Source organism: Caulobacter sp. CCG-8, from assembly GCF_037402475.1.
GTDB lineage: Bacteria > Pseudomonadota > Alphaproteobacteria > Caulobacterales > Caulobacteraceae > Caulobacter.
Window position 1 is genome coordinate 1 of the sequence record NZ_JBBEUD010000007.1, and the last position, 15,133, is coordinate 15,133.

The 15,133-nt window shown below is 69.8% G+C and carries 22 protein-coding genes; 17 read left to right on the forward strand and 5 right to left on the reverse strand.

The window, feature by feature from the left end; genetic code table 11:
• The 3 genes from WAE60_RS08235 to WAE60_RS08245 form a co-directional block, all read left to right on the forward strand.
• A partial coding sequence (locus WAE60_RS08235) for a YceI family protein (protein ID WP_337685716.1) occupies nt 1–516 on the forward strand: 516 nt, incomplete at its 5' end.
• Nucleotides 447–1,424 (forward strand): L-threonylcarbamoyladenylate synthase, encoded by a 978-nt coding sequence (locus WAE60_RS08240; RefSeq protein ID WP_337685717.1) that lies wholly within the window; start codon nt 447–449, stop codon nt 1,422–1,424. The genes WAE60_RS08235 and WAE60_RS08240, both read left to right, overlap by 70 nt.
• Before the next feature lie 6 nt (nt 1,425–1,430).
• Complete coding sequence (locus tag WAE60_RS08245) at nt 1,431–1,748, forward strand: hypothetical protein (protein ID WP_029908679.1); 318 nt, start codon at nt 1,431–1,433, stop codon at nt 1,746–1,748.
• Here WAE60_RS08245 and WAE60_RS08250 read toward each other — a convergent pair.
• The gene (locus WAE60_RS08250) at nt 1,745–2,143 is read right to left on the reverse strand and encodes a type II toxin-antitoxin system VapC family toxin (protein ID WP_029908678.1); all 399 of its coding nucleotides are present in this window, start codon (nt 2,141–2,143) and stop codon (nt 1,745–1,747) included. The two genes, WAE60_RS08245 and WAE60_RS08250, sit on opposite strands and share 4 nt — an antisense overlap.
• A complete protein-coding gene (locus WAE60_RS08255) occupies nt 2,140–2,418 on the reverse strand; it encodes a type II toxin-antitoxin system VapB family antitoxin (RefSeq protein WP_029908676.1) in 279 nt (92 codons plus the stop codon). Before WAE60_RS08255 ends, WAE60_RS08250 begins: the two co-directional genes overlap by 4 nt.
• A gap of 67 nt (nt 2,419–2,485) precedes the next feature.
• Between WAE60_RS08255 and WAE60_RS08260 the strand changes: the two genes are divergently transcribed.
• The gene (locus WAE60_RS08260; RefSeq protein ID WP_337685718.1) at nt 2,486–3,895 is read left to right on the forward strand and encodes an FAD-binding oxidoreductase; all 1,410 of its coding nucleotides are present in this window, start codon (nt 2,486–2,488) and stop codon (nt 3,893–3,895) included.
• Between the two features lie 55 nt (nt 3,896–3,950).
• Here the strand turns inward: WAE60_RS08260 and WAE60_RS08265 are convergent, their stop codons facing one another.
• A complete protein-coding gene (locus tag WAE60_RS08265) occupies nt 3,951–4,283 on the reverse strand; it encodes a hypothetical protein (protein ID WP_029908673.1) in 333 nt (110 codons plus the stop codon).
• A gap of 157 nt (nt 4,284–4,440) precedes the next feature.
• On the opposite strand from WAE60_RS08265, the gene yaaA reads away from it, so the two are divergent.
• The 9 genes from yaaA to WAE60_RS08310 all read left to right on the forward strand — a co-directional run bounded on the left by yaaA (nt 4,441) and on the right by WAE60_RS08310 (nt 11,253).
• Nucleotides 4,441–5,208 carry a peroxide stress protein YaaA gene (gene yaaA / locus WAE60_RS08270; RefSeq protein ID WP_337685719.1) on the forward strand — a complete coding sequence of 256 codons (768 nt, stop codon included), beginning with the start codon at nt 4,441–4,443 and terminating at the stop codon, nt 5,206–5,208.
• 97 nt (nt 5,209–5,305) lie between these two features.
• Entirely contained in the window at nt 5,306–6,103 is a 798-nt protein-coding gene (locus WAE60_RS08275; protein ID WP_029908669.1) for a 3-hydroxybutyrate dehydrogenase, read from the forward strand.
• A gap of 106 nt (nt 6,104–6,209) precedes the next feature.
• Nucleotides 6,210–7,271 carry a patatin-like phospholipase family protein gene (locus tag WAE60_RS08280; RefSeq protein WP_337685720.1) on the forward strand — a complete coding sequence of 354 codons (1,062 nt, stop codon included), beginning with the start codon at nt 6,210–6,212 and terminating at the stop codon, nt 7,269–7,271.
• A gap of 136 nt (nt 7,272–7,407) precedes the next feature.
• The gene (locus tag WAE60_RS08285; protein ID WP_051695219.1) at nt 7,408–7,866 is read left to right on the forward strand and encodes an NUDIX hydrolase; all 459 of its coding nucleotides are present in this window, start codon (nt 7,408–7,410) and stop codon (nt 7,864–7,866) included.
• Nucleotides 7,867–7,870: 4 nt separating this feature from the next.
• Nucleotides 7,871–8,194: a hypothetical protein gene (locus WAE60_RS08290; protein WP_337685721.1), complete on the forward strand. Its 324-nt coding sequence runs from the start codon at nt 7,871–7,873 to the stop codon at nt 8,192–8,194.
• 45 nt (nt 8,195–8,239) lie between these two features.
• Complete coding sequence (locus WAE60_RS08295; RefSeq protein WP_029908660.1) at nt 8,240–8,782, forward strand: DUF1993 domain-containing protein; 543 nt, start codon at nt 8,240–8,242, stop codon at nt 8,780–8,782.
• Nucleotides 8,783–8,981: 199 nt separating this feature from the next.
• Nucleotides 8,982–9,764, forward strand: a complete 783-nt coding sequence (locus WAE60_RS08300; protein ID WP_337685722.1) for an SDR family oxidoreductase — start codon at nt 8,982–8,984, stop codon at nt 9,762–9,764.
• 138 nt (nt 9,765–9,902) lie between these two features.
• Nucleotides 9,903–10,040 carry a hypothetical protein gene (locus tag WAE60_RS08305; RefSeq protein WP_197026647.1) on the forward strand — a complete coding sequence of 46 codons (138 nt, stop codon included), beginning with the start codon at nt 9,903–9,905 and terminating at the stop codon, nt 10,038–10,040.
• Between the two features lie 247 nt (nt 10,041–10,287).
• On the forward strand, nt 10,288–11,253 hold the full coding sequence (locus WAE60_RS08310) for a nitronate monooxygenase family protein (RefSeq protein ID WP_337685723.1): 966 nt from the start codon (nt 10,288–10,290) through the stop codon (nt 11,251–11,253).
• Between the two features lie 156 nt (nt 11,254–11,409).
• Here the strand turns inward: WAE60_RS08310 and WAE60_RS08315 are convergent, their stop codons facing one another.
• Entirely contained in the window at nt 11,410–12,162 is a 753-nt protein-coding gene (locus WAE60_RS08315; RefSeq protein ID WP_029908655.1) for a Crp/Fnr family transcriptional regulator, read from the reverse strand.
• Nucleotides 12,163–12,302: 140 nt separating this feature from the next.
• Here WAE60_RS08315 and WAE60_RS08320 point away from each other — a divergent pair, with 140 nt between their 5' ends.
• Nucleotides 12,303–12,851 carry a hypothetical protein gene (locus tag WAE60_RS08320; RefSeq protein ID WP_337685724.1) on the forward strand — a complete coding sequence of 183 codons (549 nt, stop codon included), beginning with the start codon at nt 12,303–12,305 and terminating at the stop codon, nt 12,849–12,851.
• On the opposite strand, the gene WAE60_RS08325 is transcribed toward WAE60_RS08320, so the two are convergent.
• Nucleotides 12,848–13,057 carry a hypothetical protein gene (locus WAE60_RS08325; protein WP_029908651.1) on the reverse strand — a complete coding sequence of 70 codons (210 nt, stop codon included), beginning with the start codon at nt 13,055–13,057 and terminating at the stop codon, nt 12,848–12,850. The genes WAE60_RS08320 and WAE60_RS08325 overlap by 4 nt on opposite strands.
• A gap of 159 nt (nt 13,058–13,216) precedes the next feature.
• On the opposite strand from WAE60_RS08325, the gene WAE60_RS08330 reads away from it, so the two are divergent.
• Genes WAE60_RS08330 through WAE60_RS08340 form a run of 3 tightly spaced genes read left to right on the forward strand, consistent with a single transcriptional unit; the run spans nt 13,217 to nt 15,104 of the window.
• A complete protein-coding gene (locus tag WAE60_RS08330; protein WP_029908650.1) occupies nt 13,217–13,642 on the forward strand; it encodes a TIGR02301 family protein in 426 nt (141 codons plus the stop codon).
• Between the two features lie 48 nt (nt 13,643–13,690).
• A complete protein-coding gene (locus tag WAE60_RS08335; protein ID WP_029908648.1) occupies nt 13,691–14,647 on the forward strand; it encodes an SPFH domain-containing protein in 957 nt (318 codons plus the stop codon).
• Between the two features lie 4 nt (nt 14,648–14,651).
• Nucleotides 14,652–15,104, forward strand: a complete 453-nt coding sequence (locus tag WAE60_RS08340; RefSeq protein WP_337685725.1) for an NfeD family protein — start codon at nt 14,652–14,654, stop codon at nt 15,102–15,104.
• Nucleotides 15,105–15,133 lie beyond the last annotated feature (29 nt).

Below are 15,133 nucleotides of genomic sequence, written 5' to 3' on the forward strand. Positions count from 1 at the left end.
CCCGACAACGCCCTGAAGGACCCGGTCGCCTGGACCGTGGCCAAGAGCTCGACCCTGTCGTTCTCGGCCACCTGGGCCGGCGACGCCATCGACGGCCAGTTCAAGCGCTGGACGGCCGACATCCTGTTCTCGCCCGAGGCGCTGGACCGCTCGAAGCTGACGGCGAGCATCGACATGACCTCGGGCGCCACCGGCGACGACCAGCGCGACCAGAGCCTGCCCAGCGACGACTTCTTCGCCGCCGCGGCCCATCCCAAGGCCGTCTTCACCGCCAACAAGTTCCGCAAGACCGGCGAAGGCAAGTTCGTCGCCGACGGAACGCTGGACCTGCGCGGCGTCAAGAAGCCGGTCAGCCTGCCCTTCACCCTGAAGATCGACGGCGACACGGCCATTGCGCGCGGTGTAACCACCCTGGACCGGACGGCGTTCGGGGTTGGACAGGGCGAATGGGCTTCCACGGATCAGATCGGCGGCAAGGTGAAGGTCAGCTTCGCCATCACGGCCAAGCGGAAATAGAGGCTGCGGCGCGGGCCCTCCGCGACGGGGGGCTGGTGCTGCTGCCGACCGAGACCGTCTACGGCCTGGGCGCCGACGCCTCGAACCCCACGGCCGTGGCCGCCATCTTCGAGGCCAAGGGGCGGCCGCGCTTCAACCCGCTGATCGCCCACGTCCACGACGTCGAGACCGCCGTCCGCATCGCCGCCTTAGACGACCGCGCCCAGGCCTTGGCCGCCGCCTTCTGGCCCGGCCCCCTGACCATCGTCGCCCCGGTGCGCGACACGGCCGCCGTCTGCGACCTGGCGCGGGCCGGGCTGGACACCGTGGCCATCCGCGTGCCCGGCCATCCGCTGTCGCGGGCCGTGCTGGAAGCCTTCGGAGGTCCGGTGGTGGCCCCCTCGGCCAACCGCTCGGGCCGGCCCAGCCCGACCACCTTCGAGGACGCCTTCGCCGAGACCGGCGACAAGACCGCCGCCGCCATGGACGGCGGGTCCTGCCAGGTCGGGCTGGAGAGCACCGTCGTGGCCGTGCTGGACGGCCCCGTCCGCCTGCTGCGGCCCGGCGCCGTGACCCGCGCCCAGCTGGAGGCGGTGGTCGGCCCGCTGGCCGAGGCCGATAACGACGCCAAGCGCTCGCCCGGCCGCCTGGCCCTGCACTACGCGCCGGACGCCCCCGTGCGGATCGACGCGACGGCGCCGGAGGCCGGCGAGGCGTATCTGGCGTTCGGGCCTTGGCCGGACGGGGAGGGCGTCTTCAACCTCAGCCCGTCGGGCGACCTGGCCGAGGCCGCCGCGAACCTGTTCGCCTTCCTGCGCGCCGCCGACCGCACGAAACCCGCCGGTATCGCCGTCGCGCCGATCCCCGAAGAAGGCCTGGGCGAGGCGATCAACGACCGACTGAGACGGGCGGCCGGGTTCGTGGGATAAGGGCGGATGAAATTCCGCATCATGTACCTTGAAGACAAGTCCAAGGGCCTGAACGGTCCGGCGCGGATCGGGCGGGTCCGGCTCTCGAAGACCGGCGAGACGCTCTACTACGCGGGCCGCACGTTCCAGGCGCTGCGCAATTCGGGCCTGAAGGCCAATTTCAGCGACAGCGAAACCGGTCAGCCCTTCTGGATCGCCAAGGCCCGCAAGGGCGGCGACGACCGCCTCTACAAGGGCGCGGGCGATCCCCCGACGATCGACGACGACGTCCGCGAGGAATACTGGCGCGACGTTCGCGGCCTGCCGGACCCGGCGGCGGACTAGGCGTCCAGCGCCGAGCGGACGTCGGTCAGCGGGAAGTCGTCGCCCTTGTAGAGCAGCGGGGCGTCCAGCTGCTGGGCCAGGGCGTAGGCGAAGCAGTCGGCCAGGTTCAGGCGGGCGGGATGGCGACCCTTGCCGTAGGTGAGATAGGCGTCGAGCGCCGCGGCTTCGATCGCGGGCTCGTACGCGACCTGGACGCGATAGTCAGCGAGCCAGGCGTCGATCGCGTCGCGCGCGCTGAACAGTCCGTGCGTGGTCAGAACCACGCCCGTCTCGACGTAGTTCATGGGTGAGATCAGGATTTCGTCAGCGGCTTCCAGGGTTTGGACAAACGGACCTCGGTCCGGCTCGCGTAGTGCGATTGCGACCAGGGCTGAGGTATCGACAACCAGCCTCATTCGTCATCCACGCCGGGGATTGCGTTGAGCGCGTCATAATCAGCTTTCGTGATCGGCGGAATGAGCCCGGCGCGAGCTTCCGGCGTCAGGTATTTCCAGGTGATCGCGTCCATCTCGGCGACGCTGCGCGGTTTGTGTTTCGGCGCGGCCGCGCGCTTGGCCTCCAGCCGCTCCTTCACCGCGATCTCGACGGCGGTCGTCAGGCTTTCGCCGGTCAGTTCGGCCAGTTCGCGCACGGCGCGTTCGGCCTCGGGGTTCTTGATCAGGATGCCCATCGGCGTCTCCGGTATAGACTGGAGTATATACTGACAGCGACGGCCTCGGAAGCGTATCCTCCGCGCCATGACCAAGCCCGTTCCCGCCGACGTCGTTTCCCGCCTCAAGGCCGTGCTCGGCGAAGGCGGGTGGAGCCAGGACCCCGATCGGTTGGCGCCCAAGCTGAACGAGTGGCGCGGGCGGTGGTCGGGAGAGACGCCGCTGCTGGCCCTGCCGCGCTCGACGGCGCAGGTCGCCGCCGTGGTCGGGATCTGCGCCGCCGAGGGCGTGGCGATCACCCCGCAGGGCGGCAACACCGGCCTGGTCGCCGGCCAGATCCCGCAGGGCGAGGTCCTGCTGTCGACCGAGAAGCTGACCGCCATGCGCGACGTCGACGCCTTCGACGACGTCATGGTGCTGGAGGCCGGCGTCACCCTGGCCAAGGCCCACGAGGTCGCGCTGTCGGTGAACCGCCGCTTCCCGCTGAGCCTGGCTTCGGAAGGGTCTTGCACCATCGGTGGCCTGGCCTCGACCAACGCCGGCGGCACGGCCGTGCTGCGCTATGGCGTGATGCGCGAGCAGATCCTGGGTGTCGAGGCCGTGCTGCCCAACGGCGAGGTTTGGAACGGCCTGAAACGCCTGCGCAAGGACAACACCGGCTACGACCTCAAGCACCTGCTGATCGGAGCCGAGGGCACGCTGGGGATCATCACCGCCGCCAGCCTGAAGCTCCATCCCCTGCTGGCCTCGCGCTGCGTGGCGATCGCCGCGGTGGCCACGCCGCACGACGCCATCGCCTTGCTGGCCAAGGCCAAGGACGAGACCGGCGGCGCCGTCGAGGCCTTCGAGCTGATGGGCCGCCTGGGCGTGGCCTTCGCGCTGAAGAACATCCCCGGCCTGCGCGAGCCGCTGGAGGCCGTGCACCCCTGGTACGTGCTGATCGAGACGGCCTCGGGCGAGCCCGGCGCGGCCGAGGCGGCCATGGAGCGGCTGCTGGCCGGGGCGCTGGAGACGGGCCTGATCCAGGACGCCGCGGTCGCCCAGACCGAGAGCCAAGCCCATGCCTTCTGGGCCGTGCGCGAGAATCAGTCCGGCGGCCAGAAGCCCGAGGGCGCGGCCTGGAAGCACGACGTCTCTGTGCCGGTGTCGAAGGTCGCCGACTTCATCGACCAGGCCACGATGGCGGTCGAAAGGCTGTCGCCGGGCGTCAGGGTCGTGGCCTTCGGCCATGTCGGCGACGGCAACGTGCACTACGACGTGCTGAGGGCCGACGGGGCGGCCGACGATCCGCACGACGCCCTGCGCGACGAGGGCGCGCGGGTGGTCCACGACATCGTCGCGGCGATGGACGGCTCGATCAGCGCCGAGCACGGCCTGGGGGCGATGAAGTCGGTCGAGGCCCTGCGCTACAAGAGCCCGGTCGAGGTCGAGGCCTTGCGGGCCGTGCGGGCGGCGCTCGATCCCAAACGGATCATGAACCCGCGGGTGCTGTTCTAACTCTTGATCCCGCTCATCCCGGCATCCGCCGGGATGAGCGGATTGGAAGAGCTTTCTACGCGGCATCTTCGTCCCGCCGCTTCGCCGCCGCCGCCTGCTGAGCGCGGCGGACGCTCACGCAGACGAACATCGCGGCGATGGCGCCCAGCGGGGCCGTGGCCTTGAAGTAGCCGACCTGCTGGCCCGGACCCAGGATGTTGATGGCGGCCGGCACGAAGCCCCAGGCGCCGTCCGAGGCCCGCATCCAGAACGCCCCGATCCCGACGAAGCACAGCACCGCCCAGGCGATGCGCCACTTCAGGGCCGGCGTGCGCAGCACGACGAACAGGCCCACGAACATGACCAGCGGGCAGAGGAGGGCGGCGGTGAGGCCGAGAAGCTGAGGCATCGGTGGTGTCCGTCGAAAGGGCGGGCAACATCGCGGCGAGCGCCGCCATTGTCCAGCCGCGCACTCCAGACCCGGTGCGTGACGGGCGCCGAAACCGGTCCCACTTTCGGCCGTCACGCACTAGCTTCGGCCCGCTCGAGCCTCTATCTGGACCGCCATGCTGATGGTCATTTCTCCCGCCAAGTCGCTGGACTTCACCGCCTCCGACAAGGTGCTGCCCCTCACCACGCCCGAGCTGAAACCCCAGATCGCCGAGCTGGCCAAGGTGACGCGCAAGCTGACGGTGGCCGACCTGCGCCGACTGATGCACATCTCCGAGAAGCTGGCCGAGCTGAACCGCGAGCGCTTTCAGCACTTCGACGCCGCTGTCGAGGAGGGCCTGCAAGCGGTCATCGCCTTCAACGGCGACGTCTACGCCGGTCTCAACGCGCGGGAGCTGGACCGCCCGGCCCTGGACTGGGCCCAGGATCACCTGCGCATCCTGTCGGGCCTGTACGGCGTGCTGCGCCCGCTGGACGCCCTGCAGGCCTATCGCCTGGAGATGGGCACGCGGCTGAAGACCAAGAAGGGCTCCAACCTCTACGACTTCTGGGGCGAGACGATCTCCAAGACCCTGAACGCCGCCGCCGAGGGCCACGCCGACCCCACCCTGGTGAACCTGGCCAGCCAGGAATATTTCGGCGCCGTCGACGCCAAGGCCCTGAAGCTGCCGACCGTGACCTGCCACTTCAAGGAAGAGAAGGGCAACACCCTGCGGGTGCTGGGTTTCTTCGCCAAGAAGGCCCGCGGCCGCATGGCCCGCTTCGCCATCGACAACCGCATCGACAAGGCCGCCGACCTCAAGGCCTTCGACCTGGACGGCTACAAGTACCGCGCCGACCTCTCCACGCCGGCCGACTGGGTTTTCGCTCGCCTCCAGCCCTGAATTCATCTACCGATGAATTTATAGGGGCTCGCTCATCGCAACAGCGAGCTATATGCTGCGATGCAGCAAATTTGGCAGGATTGTCAGGGAGCTCGCGATGGCCGTGGATTTCGGTTTGCAGGGGCAGGTCGCCATCGTGACCGGCTCGACCAGCGGCATCGGCCACGCCCTGGCCGACGCCCTGGCGGCCCAGGGCGTCAACATCGTCCTGAACGGCCTGGGCGAGATGACCGCCATCGAGAAGACCCGCGCCGAGCTGGCCGAGAAGCACGGGGTCGAGGTGCTGTACCACGGCGCCGACATGACCAAACCCGACCAGATCGCCGACATGGTCAAGGCCGCCAAAGCCGAGTTCGGCGAGCTGGACATCCTGGTCAACAACGCCGGCGTCCAGCACGTGGCCCCGATCGAGGAGTTCCCGATCGACCAGTGGGACCTGATTATCGCGATCAACCTCAGCTCGGCCTTCCACGCCACGCGGGCGGCGATCCCGATCATGAAGGAGCAGGGGCGCGGGCGGATCGTCAACATCGCCTCGGCCCACGGCCTGGTGGCCTCGCCGTTCAAGGCCGCCTATGTCGCCGCCAAGCACGGCATACTGGGCCTGACCAAGACGGCGGCCCTGGAGCTGGCCACCTTCGGCGTCACCTGCAACGCCATCTGCCCGGGCTTCGTGAAGACCCCGCTGGTCGAGGCCCAGATCGTCGACCAGGCCAAGGCCCGGGGGATCTCGGAGGAGGCGGTGATGAAGGACGTGATCCTGGCCGCCCAGCCGACCAAGCAGTTCGTCACCTTCGACCAGCTGAACGGCATCCTGCTGTACCTGGTGTCCGACGCCGGCGCCTCGGCCAACGGCGCGGCCTTCAGCGTCGACGGCGGCTGGACGGCGCAGTAGTCCCGGCCGGGGACATGCCCTCGGGCGTGTCCCCAAGTCCTGGCTCGGCGCTAGCTGATGGAGACACGCCGCGAGGGCATGTCCCCGATCGTATGACGGAGTCCGCATGCCCATCGGTCCGTTCAAGAAGAAGCCCTCGGGCCCCAAGCCCATCAGCCTGGCCCTGCAGGGCGGCGGCTCGCACGGGGCGTTCGAGTGGGGCGTGCTGGACCGCCTGCTCGAGGAGGAAGACCTCGACATCCTGGCCGTGACCGCCGCCTCGGCCGGGGCGATGAACGCCGTCTGCCTGGCCCAGGGCCTGATCGACGGCGGGCGGGACGGGGCCAAGGCCCGACTGGAGCGGTTCTGGAAGCAGGTCAACCGCAACGGCGGCCGCAACGTGTTCGGCGACACCAGCATCTGGACCAGCGCCTTCGCCGGCGGGGCCGACTGGATCAAGAACAGTCCCGGCTGGCGGCTGGCCGAGACCTTCGCCCTGTCGATGAGCCCCTACGAGTTCAACCCGTTCAACCTGAACCCGCTGCACGACGCCCTGGAGGGCGAGATCGACTTCAAGGCCCTGCGCGAACGCTCGCCGATCAAGCTGTACATCGCCGCCACCCAGGTGCGCACCAGCAAGGCCAAGGTGTTCCGCGAGACCGAGCTGACCGCCCGTCACATCATGGCCAGCGCCTGCCTGCCCCAGGTGTTCCAGGCGGTGGAGATCGACGGCGAGCCCTACTGGGACGGCGGCTTCCTGGCCAACCCGCCCCTGTGGCCGCTGTTCTACGACGACACCCCCGACGACATCCTGCTGGTCAGCCTCAACCCGTTCGTCCGCGAGGAGACGCCCAAGACGCCGGGCGAGATCATGGACCGGCTGAACGAGATCACCTTCAACGCCGCCCTGGCCAGCGAGCTGCGGGCCATCGGCTTCGTGCGCAAGCTGCTGGACGAGGGCCTGTTGAAGGACAACGCCCGCGGCCGCTACCGGCGGATGCTGATGCACGCCATCACCGCCGACAAGGCCCTGGCCGACCTGTCGCTGGGCAGCAAGTTCGACACCGAGTGGAGCTTCCTGACCGACCTGCGCGAGCGTGGCCGCAAGGCGGCCGACGACTGGCTGGGCCATTGCCTGACCCAGGTGGGGGTGAGTTCGAGCTTTGACCTGAAGGACGGGTTTCCATAGCGGAGCGGGGGACATGCCCTTGCGGCGTGTCCCCAAGTCTTGGCGCGGCGCGAACTGATGGGGGACACGCCGCAAGGGCATGTCCCCGGGCGGAGGGGCCTTCCACCCGACCCGTCGGGGGCGTATCAGGCGCGCCATGGTTTCCGCTTCCGCCGTCCAGCCCGCCGCGCCCGCCGCCGAATATCCCGTCCCCACCGTCGGCGTGATCTGCCTGCGCGGCGACCAGGTGCTGCTGATCAAGCGCGGCACCCCGCCGCGCCTGGGCCAGTGGAGCCTGCCCGGCGGACGCCTGGAGCGCGGCGAGACCACGGTCGTCGCCGCCCTGCGCGAGCTGGCCGAGGAGACGGGCGTGCAGGCCGAACTGCTGGGCCTGGTCGATGTGGTCGACGGCCTGTTCACCTCGCGCACCACCGGCGAGACGACGCGGCACTATGTGATGATCGACTACGCGGCGCGGTGGGTGTCGGGCGAGCCGGTGGCCGGCGACGACGCGGCCGAGGCGCGGTTCGTGTCGCTGGACGAGGCGCTGGCCATGGTCGAGTGGGACGTGACGCGCGAGGTGATCGCCGAGACGTTCGAGCGGTTCGGGGAATAGGAGGATGCTGGCCCAACTCGCAAGGCTGCCGCTGGAGCGCCTGACCGGGACCTTCGCGGCCTTCTATTTCGCCTTCATGCTCATGGCGTTGTGGCGCGCCCATGTCGTCGGGATCGACAACATCAAGGGCGGCTATCGTCACGATGCAAAGGCGTCCGGTCCCGAGATGGTGCGAGGCCATCTCAGGATGATCCTGTTCGGGCGCACCAAGGACGGACTTTTGCGGGCGCTGTTCTGGCTGACAAGATCGGCGTTCGTCCTCTTCCTCCTGGTGATGCTGGTGACCTCGGCGATCATTCAGTCGCCCTATCGGATGAGCCTTCGATAGGGCTAACGTAGGTCCAATCCGTCCGCGTCGATCGAGACCTCCGCCATGACTCTCCACGCCCTGGCCGTCCCCACCTTCACCCAGATGCTGCGCAACCTGTCGGGCCAGCTCGACAAGGGCGAGGCGTTCGCCGCCGCCCAGGGCCTCCAGCCGGCCGACCTGATCGATGCTCGGCTGGCGCCCGACATGTTCCCGCTGTCGGACCAGGTGCGGTTCAGCTGCCACCAGGCCCGCCAGACGCTCGCGCGCCTGACCGGCCAGACGCCGCCCGACCTGGCCGAGGTCGCCCTGGACTTCGCGGCGCTGAAGGCCCTGATCGCCGCGACGGTCGACAAGCTGACGGCGACGCCGCAGAGCGCCTTCGACGGCGCCGCCGAGCGGGCGATCGAGCTGGTCATGCCCAACGGCATCGTCTTCGACATGACCGGCGAGCAGTTCTTGCGCGACTGGGCCCTGCCGCAGTTCTATTTCCACCTGGTCACCGCCTACGACATCCTGCGCCACAAGGGCGTGGCCCTGGGCAAGCCGGACTATGTGGCGCACGTGCTGCCGTACATCCGGCCGGGGACGATGCCGGGGGCGAGGTAGGTCACCGACTTGCCCCCACCTGATCGCTACGCGATCTGTCCGCCCCCGTAGGGGGCGGAGCCTTCAGGTGCTGCTCTTTCCCCTCCGGGGGAAGACGACCGCGAAGCGGTCCGTAGGGGGCAAGTGTTCGCCGCGGAAGCCTTGACGTTCCGCCCCTCAGCAGCTCCCATCCAAACAAACGTTCGGGAGCGAAACGCGCATGGCCTACAAACCCTTCGACCTGACCGGCCGCACGGCCCTGGTCACCGGCGGCAATCGCGGCATCGGCCTGGGCATGGCCACCGCCCTGGCCCAGGCCGGGGCCGACATCGTCATCTGGGGCAGCAACGCCGAGCGCAACCAGGCCGCCGAGGTCGAGCTCCTGAAGCACGGGACTCGGGTGAAGGCCCAGGTGGTCGACGTCTCCCAGGAGGATCAGGTCCGCGAGGGCATGGAGGAGGCCGTGGCGGCCCTCGGCCGGGTCGACGCCGTCTTCGCCAACGCCGGGGTCGGCTACGGCGCGCCCAGCTTCGTGGAGATGAAGACCGAGACCTACCGCAAGACCCTGGCGGTCAATCTGGACGGGGTGTTCTTCACCTTCCGCGAGGCCTGCCGGCACATGGTGGAGCGGGCCAAGGGCGGCGATCCGGGCGGCTCGATCGTCGGGATCGCCTCGCTGGCCGCCATCGAGGGCGCGGCCCGCAACGAGGCCTATGCGGCGACCAAGGGGGCGGTGATCTCGATGATGAAGTCGGTCGCCGTCGAGCACGCCCGCTGGGGCGTGCGGGCCAACGCCATCCTGCCCGGCTGGATCGCCACCGACATGACACAGGGCGCCCAGGACAACCCGGCCTTCGCCGAGAAGGTGATCCCGCGCGTGCCGGCCCGCCGCTGGGGCCAGCCGGCCGACTTCGGCGGCGTGGCCGTCTACCTGGCCTCCGACGCCTCCAGCTACCATTCGGGCGACACCTTCGTGATCGACGGGGCCTATTCGATCTTCTGACGGAAGACGAAAACTGGACGGCCGGGTCCACGAATTCCCGTTATAAATAAGGGACTTGCGGAACCTTCGGGCCGGTGAGAAGCTTTCCCTGTCGACAGCTCGGGCGAAAGATCCGGGCGTCGCCAGAGGAAACGAGAGATGACCCCGCAAGACATCGTGGGCCTGACGCCGCCGCGCGGCATGCTGGCCCTGATCGCGATGATCCTGACCTCGATGGCGGCCTGCTTCTGGACGTCGGAAGCCGAGGCGCAGCCGGAAGTCCTGCGGCGGGACTAGATATCGCTCTTGTCCCTCCCCCTTGTGGGGAGGGGGGACCGGCGAAGCCGGTGGGTGGGGCTTGCGGCCTCGCCTGAAATTCAGCTGACCCCACCCGACCCTGGCTCCGCCAGGGCCACCCTCCCCACAAGGGGGAGGGACGAAGCTCCAGCGTGACACGCCTGCCCTCGCGGCACGCTTTCCGCCCCCTGCAGAAGCGCCCATCCTCCCCGAAAATCCGGCCCCAAAAGCCCGGGAGGAGACCCCAATGACCCTGCACACCCCGCTGTGCGACCTGCTCGGCGTCGAGCATCCGATCCTGCTGGCCGGCATGGGCGGGGTCTCGTACGCCCAGCTGGCCGCGGCCGTGTCCAACGCCGGCGGCTACGGCGTGCTGGGCATGGCCGGGACCAGCCCCGACTTCATCCGCCTGCAGATGGCCCAGGTCCGCGACCTGACCGACAAGCCGTTCGGCGTCGACCTGCTGGCCGCCACGCCCGACGCCCTGACCGCCTCTGTCGACGCGATCATCGAGGGCGGGGCCTCGTCCTTCGTCGCCGGCCTGGGCGTGCCCTTGCCGATCATCGAGAAGCTGAAGGGGGCGGGGCTGAAGGTCATGGTCGTGTGCGGGGCGGTGAAGCACGCGGTGAAGGCGCAGGCCGCCGGCTGCGACGCGGTGATCTGCCAGGGCGGCGAGGGCGGCGGCCACACCGGCCTGGTCGGCACCCTGCCGCTGGTGGCCCAGGCGGTGGACGCGGTCGACATCCCGGTGGTGGCGGCCGGCGGCCTGTTCGACGGCCGCGGCCTGGCCGCCGCCCTGGCCCTGGGCGCCCAGGGCGTCTGGATGGGCACCCGCTTCATCGCCTCGGCCGAGGCCCATGCGGGCGATCTCTATCGCCAGGCGGTGGTCGAGGCGTCCGACGAGGACACCGTCCGCACCCGCTCCTATTCCGGCAAGCCGATGCGGGTGCGCAAGAACGCCTGGGTCGAGGATTGGGAGTCCCGCCCCGCCGACATCCTGCCCTTCCCGCAGCAGGCCATCGCCTCGATCCAGGCCGGGGCCATGGGCGGCATCGGCGGCCAGATCGAAGGGCTGGACCCGGACCGCTCGTGCTTCGCCATGGGCCAGAGCGCCGGGGGCGTGCGCGAGGTGCTGCCGGCGGGCGAGATCGTGCGGCGGATCATGGAAGAGGCCGAGGCGGCGATCGGGCGGGTGGCGGGGTTGAAAGGGTAGTGGCTCACCCACTTGCCCCACCTGACCGCTACGCGGTCTGTCCGCCCCCGTAGGGGGCGGAGCCTTTGCGCCGCGTTCGCTGAAAGCTCTTCCCCCTGCGGGGGAAGACGATCGCGAAGCGATCCGTAGGGGGCAGGTGTTCGCCGCCGAAACCCCTCAGACCTTCACCTCGGGCAGCATCCGCTGGAAGTGCGCCTCGACCTGGGCGTGGCATTCGCAGGCCCGGCGCTCCAGTCTCGGCTGGTCGAGGATCTCGATCCGGCCCCGTCCGGTGCGGATCAGGCCCTCGTCCTGCAGGGCCTTGGCCACGGCGGTGACCGTGGTGCGCTGGACGCCCAGCATGTCGGCCAGGGTCTCCTGGGTCAGGCGGATGGTGGCGTCGTTGGCCCGGTCGTGGGTCGACAGCAGCCAGCGGCACATGCGCTGGTCGATGCTGTGCAACGCGTTGCAGGCCGAGGACTGCATCATCTGGGCCAGCAGCACGTCGGCGTAGCGGGCGAACAGGTCGGCCAGGGCCGGCGAGCGCAGCTTGGCCTCCTCCAGCCGGTTGGTCGGGATGCCCAGGGCCGCGCCTGGGATGCGGACCACGGCCCGGCCGTAGGCGGGCTTGAAGCCGGCGCTGACGATGCCGCCGACCGCGCCCTCGCGGCCGATCGAGGCGACCTCGATCTCGTCGCCGTCACGGGTGACGACCAGCAGCGAGGCCATGGTCGAATAGCAGGGCAGGACCGTCGTCACGACGTCCTCGCCGGCCTCGAACAGGGTCTGGCCGACGGCCAGGGTCATCGGCGACAGGTACGGCGCCAGCAGCGCCAGGTCATGGGGGCGCAGGGCGGCCAGCAGGCGGTTGCCCGCGCAGCCCGGCGGGGGGATCGTATTCGCGACAGCCATTTCGGCGGTGTCGGCCATGGTCGCCTCCTGGAGGCCAGTCAAGCTCGTCGAGACGATAGCGCGCGACGCGGCGATCAGTTTCCTGTCGACGCCGGCCGGGTTCCGAGTCACCGTCCGGCGACGCTTGGTTAACTCAGTGCTCTTGGGGGAGAGACGACATGCGGGACCGCGCCGTCATCCGACATCGCCTCGGCCAGTACAGCGCCCTGTGGCTGGGCGGCTTCCTGCTGGCGCTGATCATCGCCGCCGGCGCCAGCCTGGTGGCGGGGCTGGACCTGGTGGACGTGGCCGACTGGATCCTGCCGACCGCCTTCGTCCTCCTGGGCGCGGCCATGGCCTACGGGGTCGGCGCCACGGCGCTGTCGCGGGCCGGCCTGGCGACCAAGAGCCTGGTCACGGCCCTGGGCCTGCTGCTGGTCCTGCCGCTGCTGTGGGCTCCGGTCCTGGCGGTGCTGGTCGTGGCGGCCATCGGCGGGGCGGTGATCGAATATTCCACCGCCTATGCCGGCTTCCGGATCGCCGTCAGCCAGATCATCTATCCGCTGGTCTCGCTGTTCACCGAGAGCCCGCTGGCCACGGCCGTGTGGGCGATGTTCCAGGTCGTGGCCTCGGTGATCGGCTTCGCGGCCTCGCTGGTGCAGGTCTGGAGGGCCGTGCGGGGCTTCCTGTACGGCGGGGATGGCGATGGGGACGTGGAAGCGGCCTAGCTCAGCAGGGTCGGCTGGTGCAGCTGACCCAGGTCGTCCTGAAGGTGCATGCGGACCGGCAGGCCCACGCCGGTGACCTGTTCGGCCAGGCGGCGGGCGGCGGTCTCGGCCTGGCGGCGGGTGGCGTACGCGCCCACCCTCAGCTGGTCGCCGATGATGGCCCAGGTTTCTCCGACGCGAACCACGCCGTAATGCACTTCAGCCATGTCGGCCTCCCTGCGCGTGTTGTTCCCCACGTTATCCACAGGGTCGCTCCGATCCGTGGCCATCGCAAGGCCTGTTCGAGTCTTTTTGTGCATCCGCACGGTTCGCGCGAGGCGCGCGGAACCGTGACAACGGCGCGGCCAGCGGAGATAGTGCCGGCCATGAAACGCCTGCCGCTCAACGCCTTGCTCGCCTGCGCCGTCCTGTTCGGAGGCGGGGCCGCCGTCGCCCAGGACCGGGGGCCGACCGAGCGGCAATCCCTGCTGGACCTGGCCTTCACCCTGGGCGAAAGCCACGCCCTGCGGCAGGTCTGCGAGGGCGGCGGCGACCAGTACTGGCGCTCGCGCATGGTCCGGCTGACCGAGGTGGAGAAGGCCGACCAGGCCTTCGACGCCCAGCTGCGCGAGCGGTTCAACACCGGCTTCGCCGCCCGCCAGGGCCAGTTCCCGCAGTGCGACGAGGCCAGCCGCGAGGCCGAGCAGCAGGTGGCCCGCAAGGGCCAGGCCCTGGCCGCCAAGCTGTCCAAGTCGATGGTGACCCGCGCCTCGCCCGACCAAGCGGCGCCGGATTCCGTGGCGGAGAACTGAGCCAGGCGCTAGGCTGCCTTCCAATGGTTGTGGGAGGCTCTTGAAGTGCTGTCTTATCTGGTTCCGCTGGTGCTCGTGGCGCTGGCGATCTTCCTGGTCGTGAACGTCATCAAGATCGTGCCCCAGGGGCGCGAGTTCACCGTCGAGCGGTTCGGCCGCTACACCCGCACCCTCAAGCCGGGCATCAGCATCCTGACCCCGTTCGTCGAGAGCATCGGCCGGCGCGTGAACATGATGGAGCAGGTGCTGGACGTGCCTCAGCAGGAGGTCATCACCAAGGACAACGTGTCGGTGAAGGTCGACGCCATCGTCTTCATCCAGGTGATGGACGCCTCGCAGGCCGCCTACCGGGTCGACAACCTGATGTACGCCATCACCCAGCTGGCCCAGACCAACCTGCGCACCGTGGTCGGCTCGATGGAGCTGGACGAGGTGCTTAGCCAGCGCGACGCGATCAACACCCGCCTGCTGTCGACCATCGACCACGCCACCGGCCCCTGGGGCGTGAAGGTGGCGCGGATCGAGATCAAGGACCTGACGCCGCCGGCCGACATCACCAACGCCATGGCCCGCCAGATGAAGGCCGAGCGCGAGCGCCGCGCCGTGATCACCGAGGCCGAGGGCGAGAAGCAGGCCCAGATCGCCCGCGCCGAGGGCCAGAAGCAGTCGGCCATCCTGCAGGCCGAGGGGCGCCGCGAAGCCGCCTTCCGCGACGCCGAGGCCCGCGAACGGGAAGCCGAGGCCGAAGCCAAGGCGACGGCCTTCGTGTCGGAGGCCATCTCCAAGGGCGACGTCAACGCCATCAACTACTTCATCGCCCAGAAGTACGTGGAGGCCTTCGCCGAACTGGCCAAGAGCCCGCAGCAGAAGACGGTCATCGTCCCGGCCGACTTCGCCGGCCTGACCGGCTCGGTGGCCGGCGTGGCCCAGCTGATCAAGACCCTGGGCGGCGACGACGGCGGGGCGCGCCCGGCCGTGCCGCCGACGCCCAAGCGCGGAGGCTGACGCCATGCACGGCCTGATGCTGTTCTACGCGACGCATCCGTTCTGGGTGTGGCTGGCGGTCGGGGCCGTGTTCCTGGCCGTCGAGGTGGCCACGGGCACCGGCTGGCTGCTGTGGCCGGCCGCCAGCGCCCTGCTGGTGGGCCTGCTGACCCTGGCGGTCCAGCCGGGCCCGCCGGTGGAGCTGGGCCTGTTCGCGGTGCTGACCATCGCCACCACCTATCTGGCCCGGCGGTTCCTGCGGCCGGTGCTGGACGCCGGCAATCCCGACCTTAACGACCCGTCGCTGCGCCTGGTCGGCCGCGACGGCGAGGCGCTGGACGGCTTCGCCAACGGCAAGGGCCGGGTGTTCGTCGACGGCAAGGAATGGGCCGCCGTGGCCCCCGAAGGGGTGGCGCCGGCGGCGGGCCAGAAGGTGCAGGTCGTGGCCGTCGAGGGCGCGGTGCTGACGGTGCGGTGAACCGGATGGGGACATGCCCTTGCGGCGTG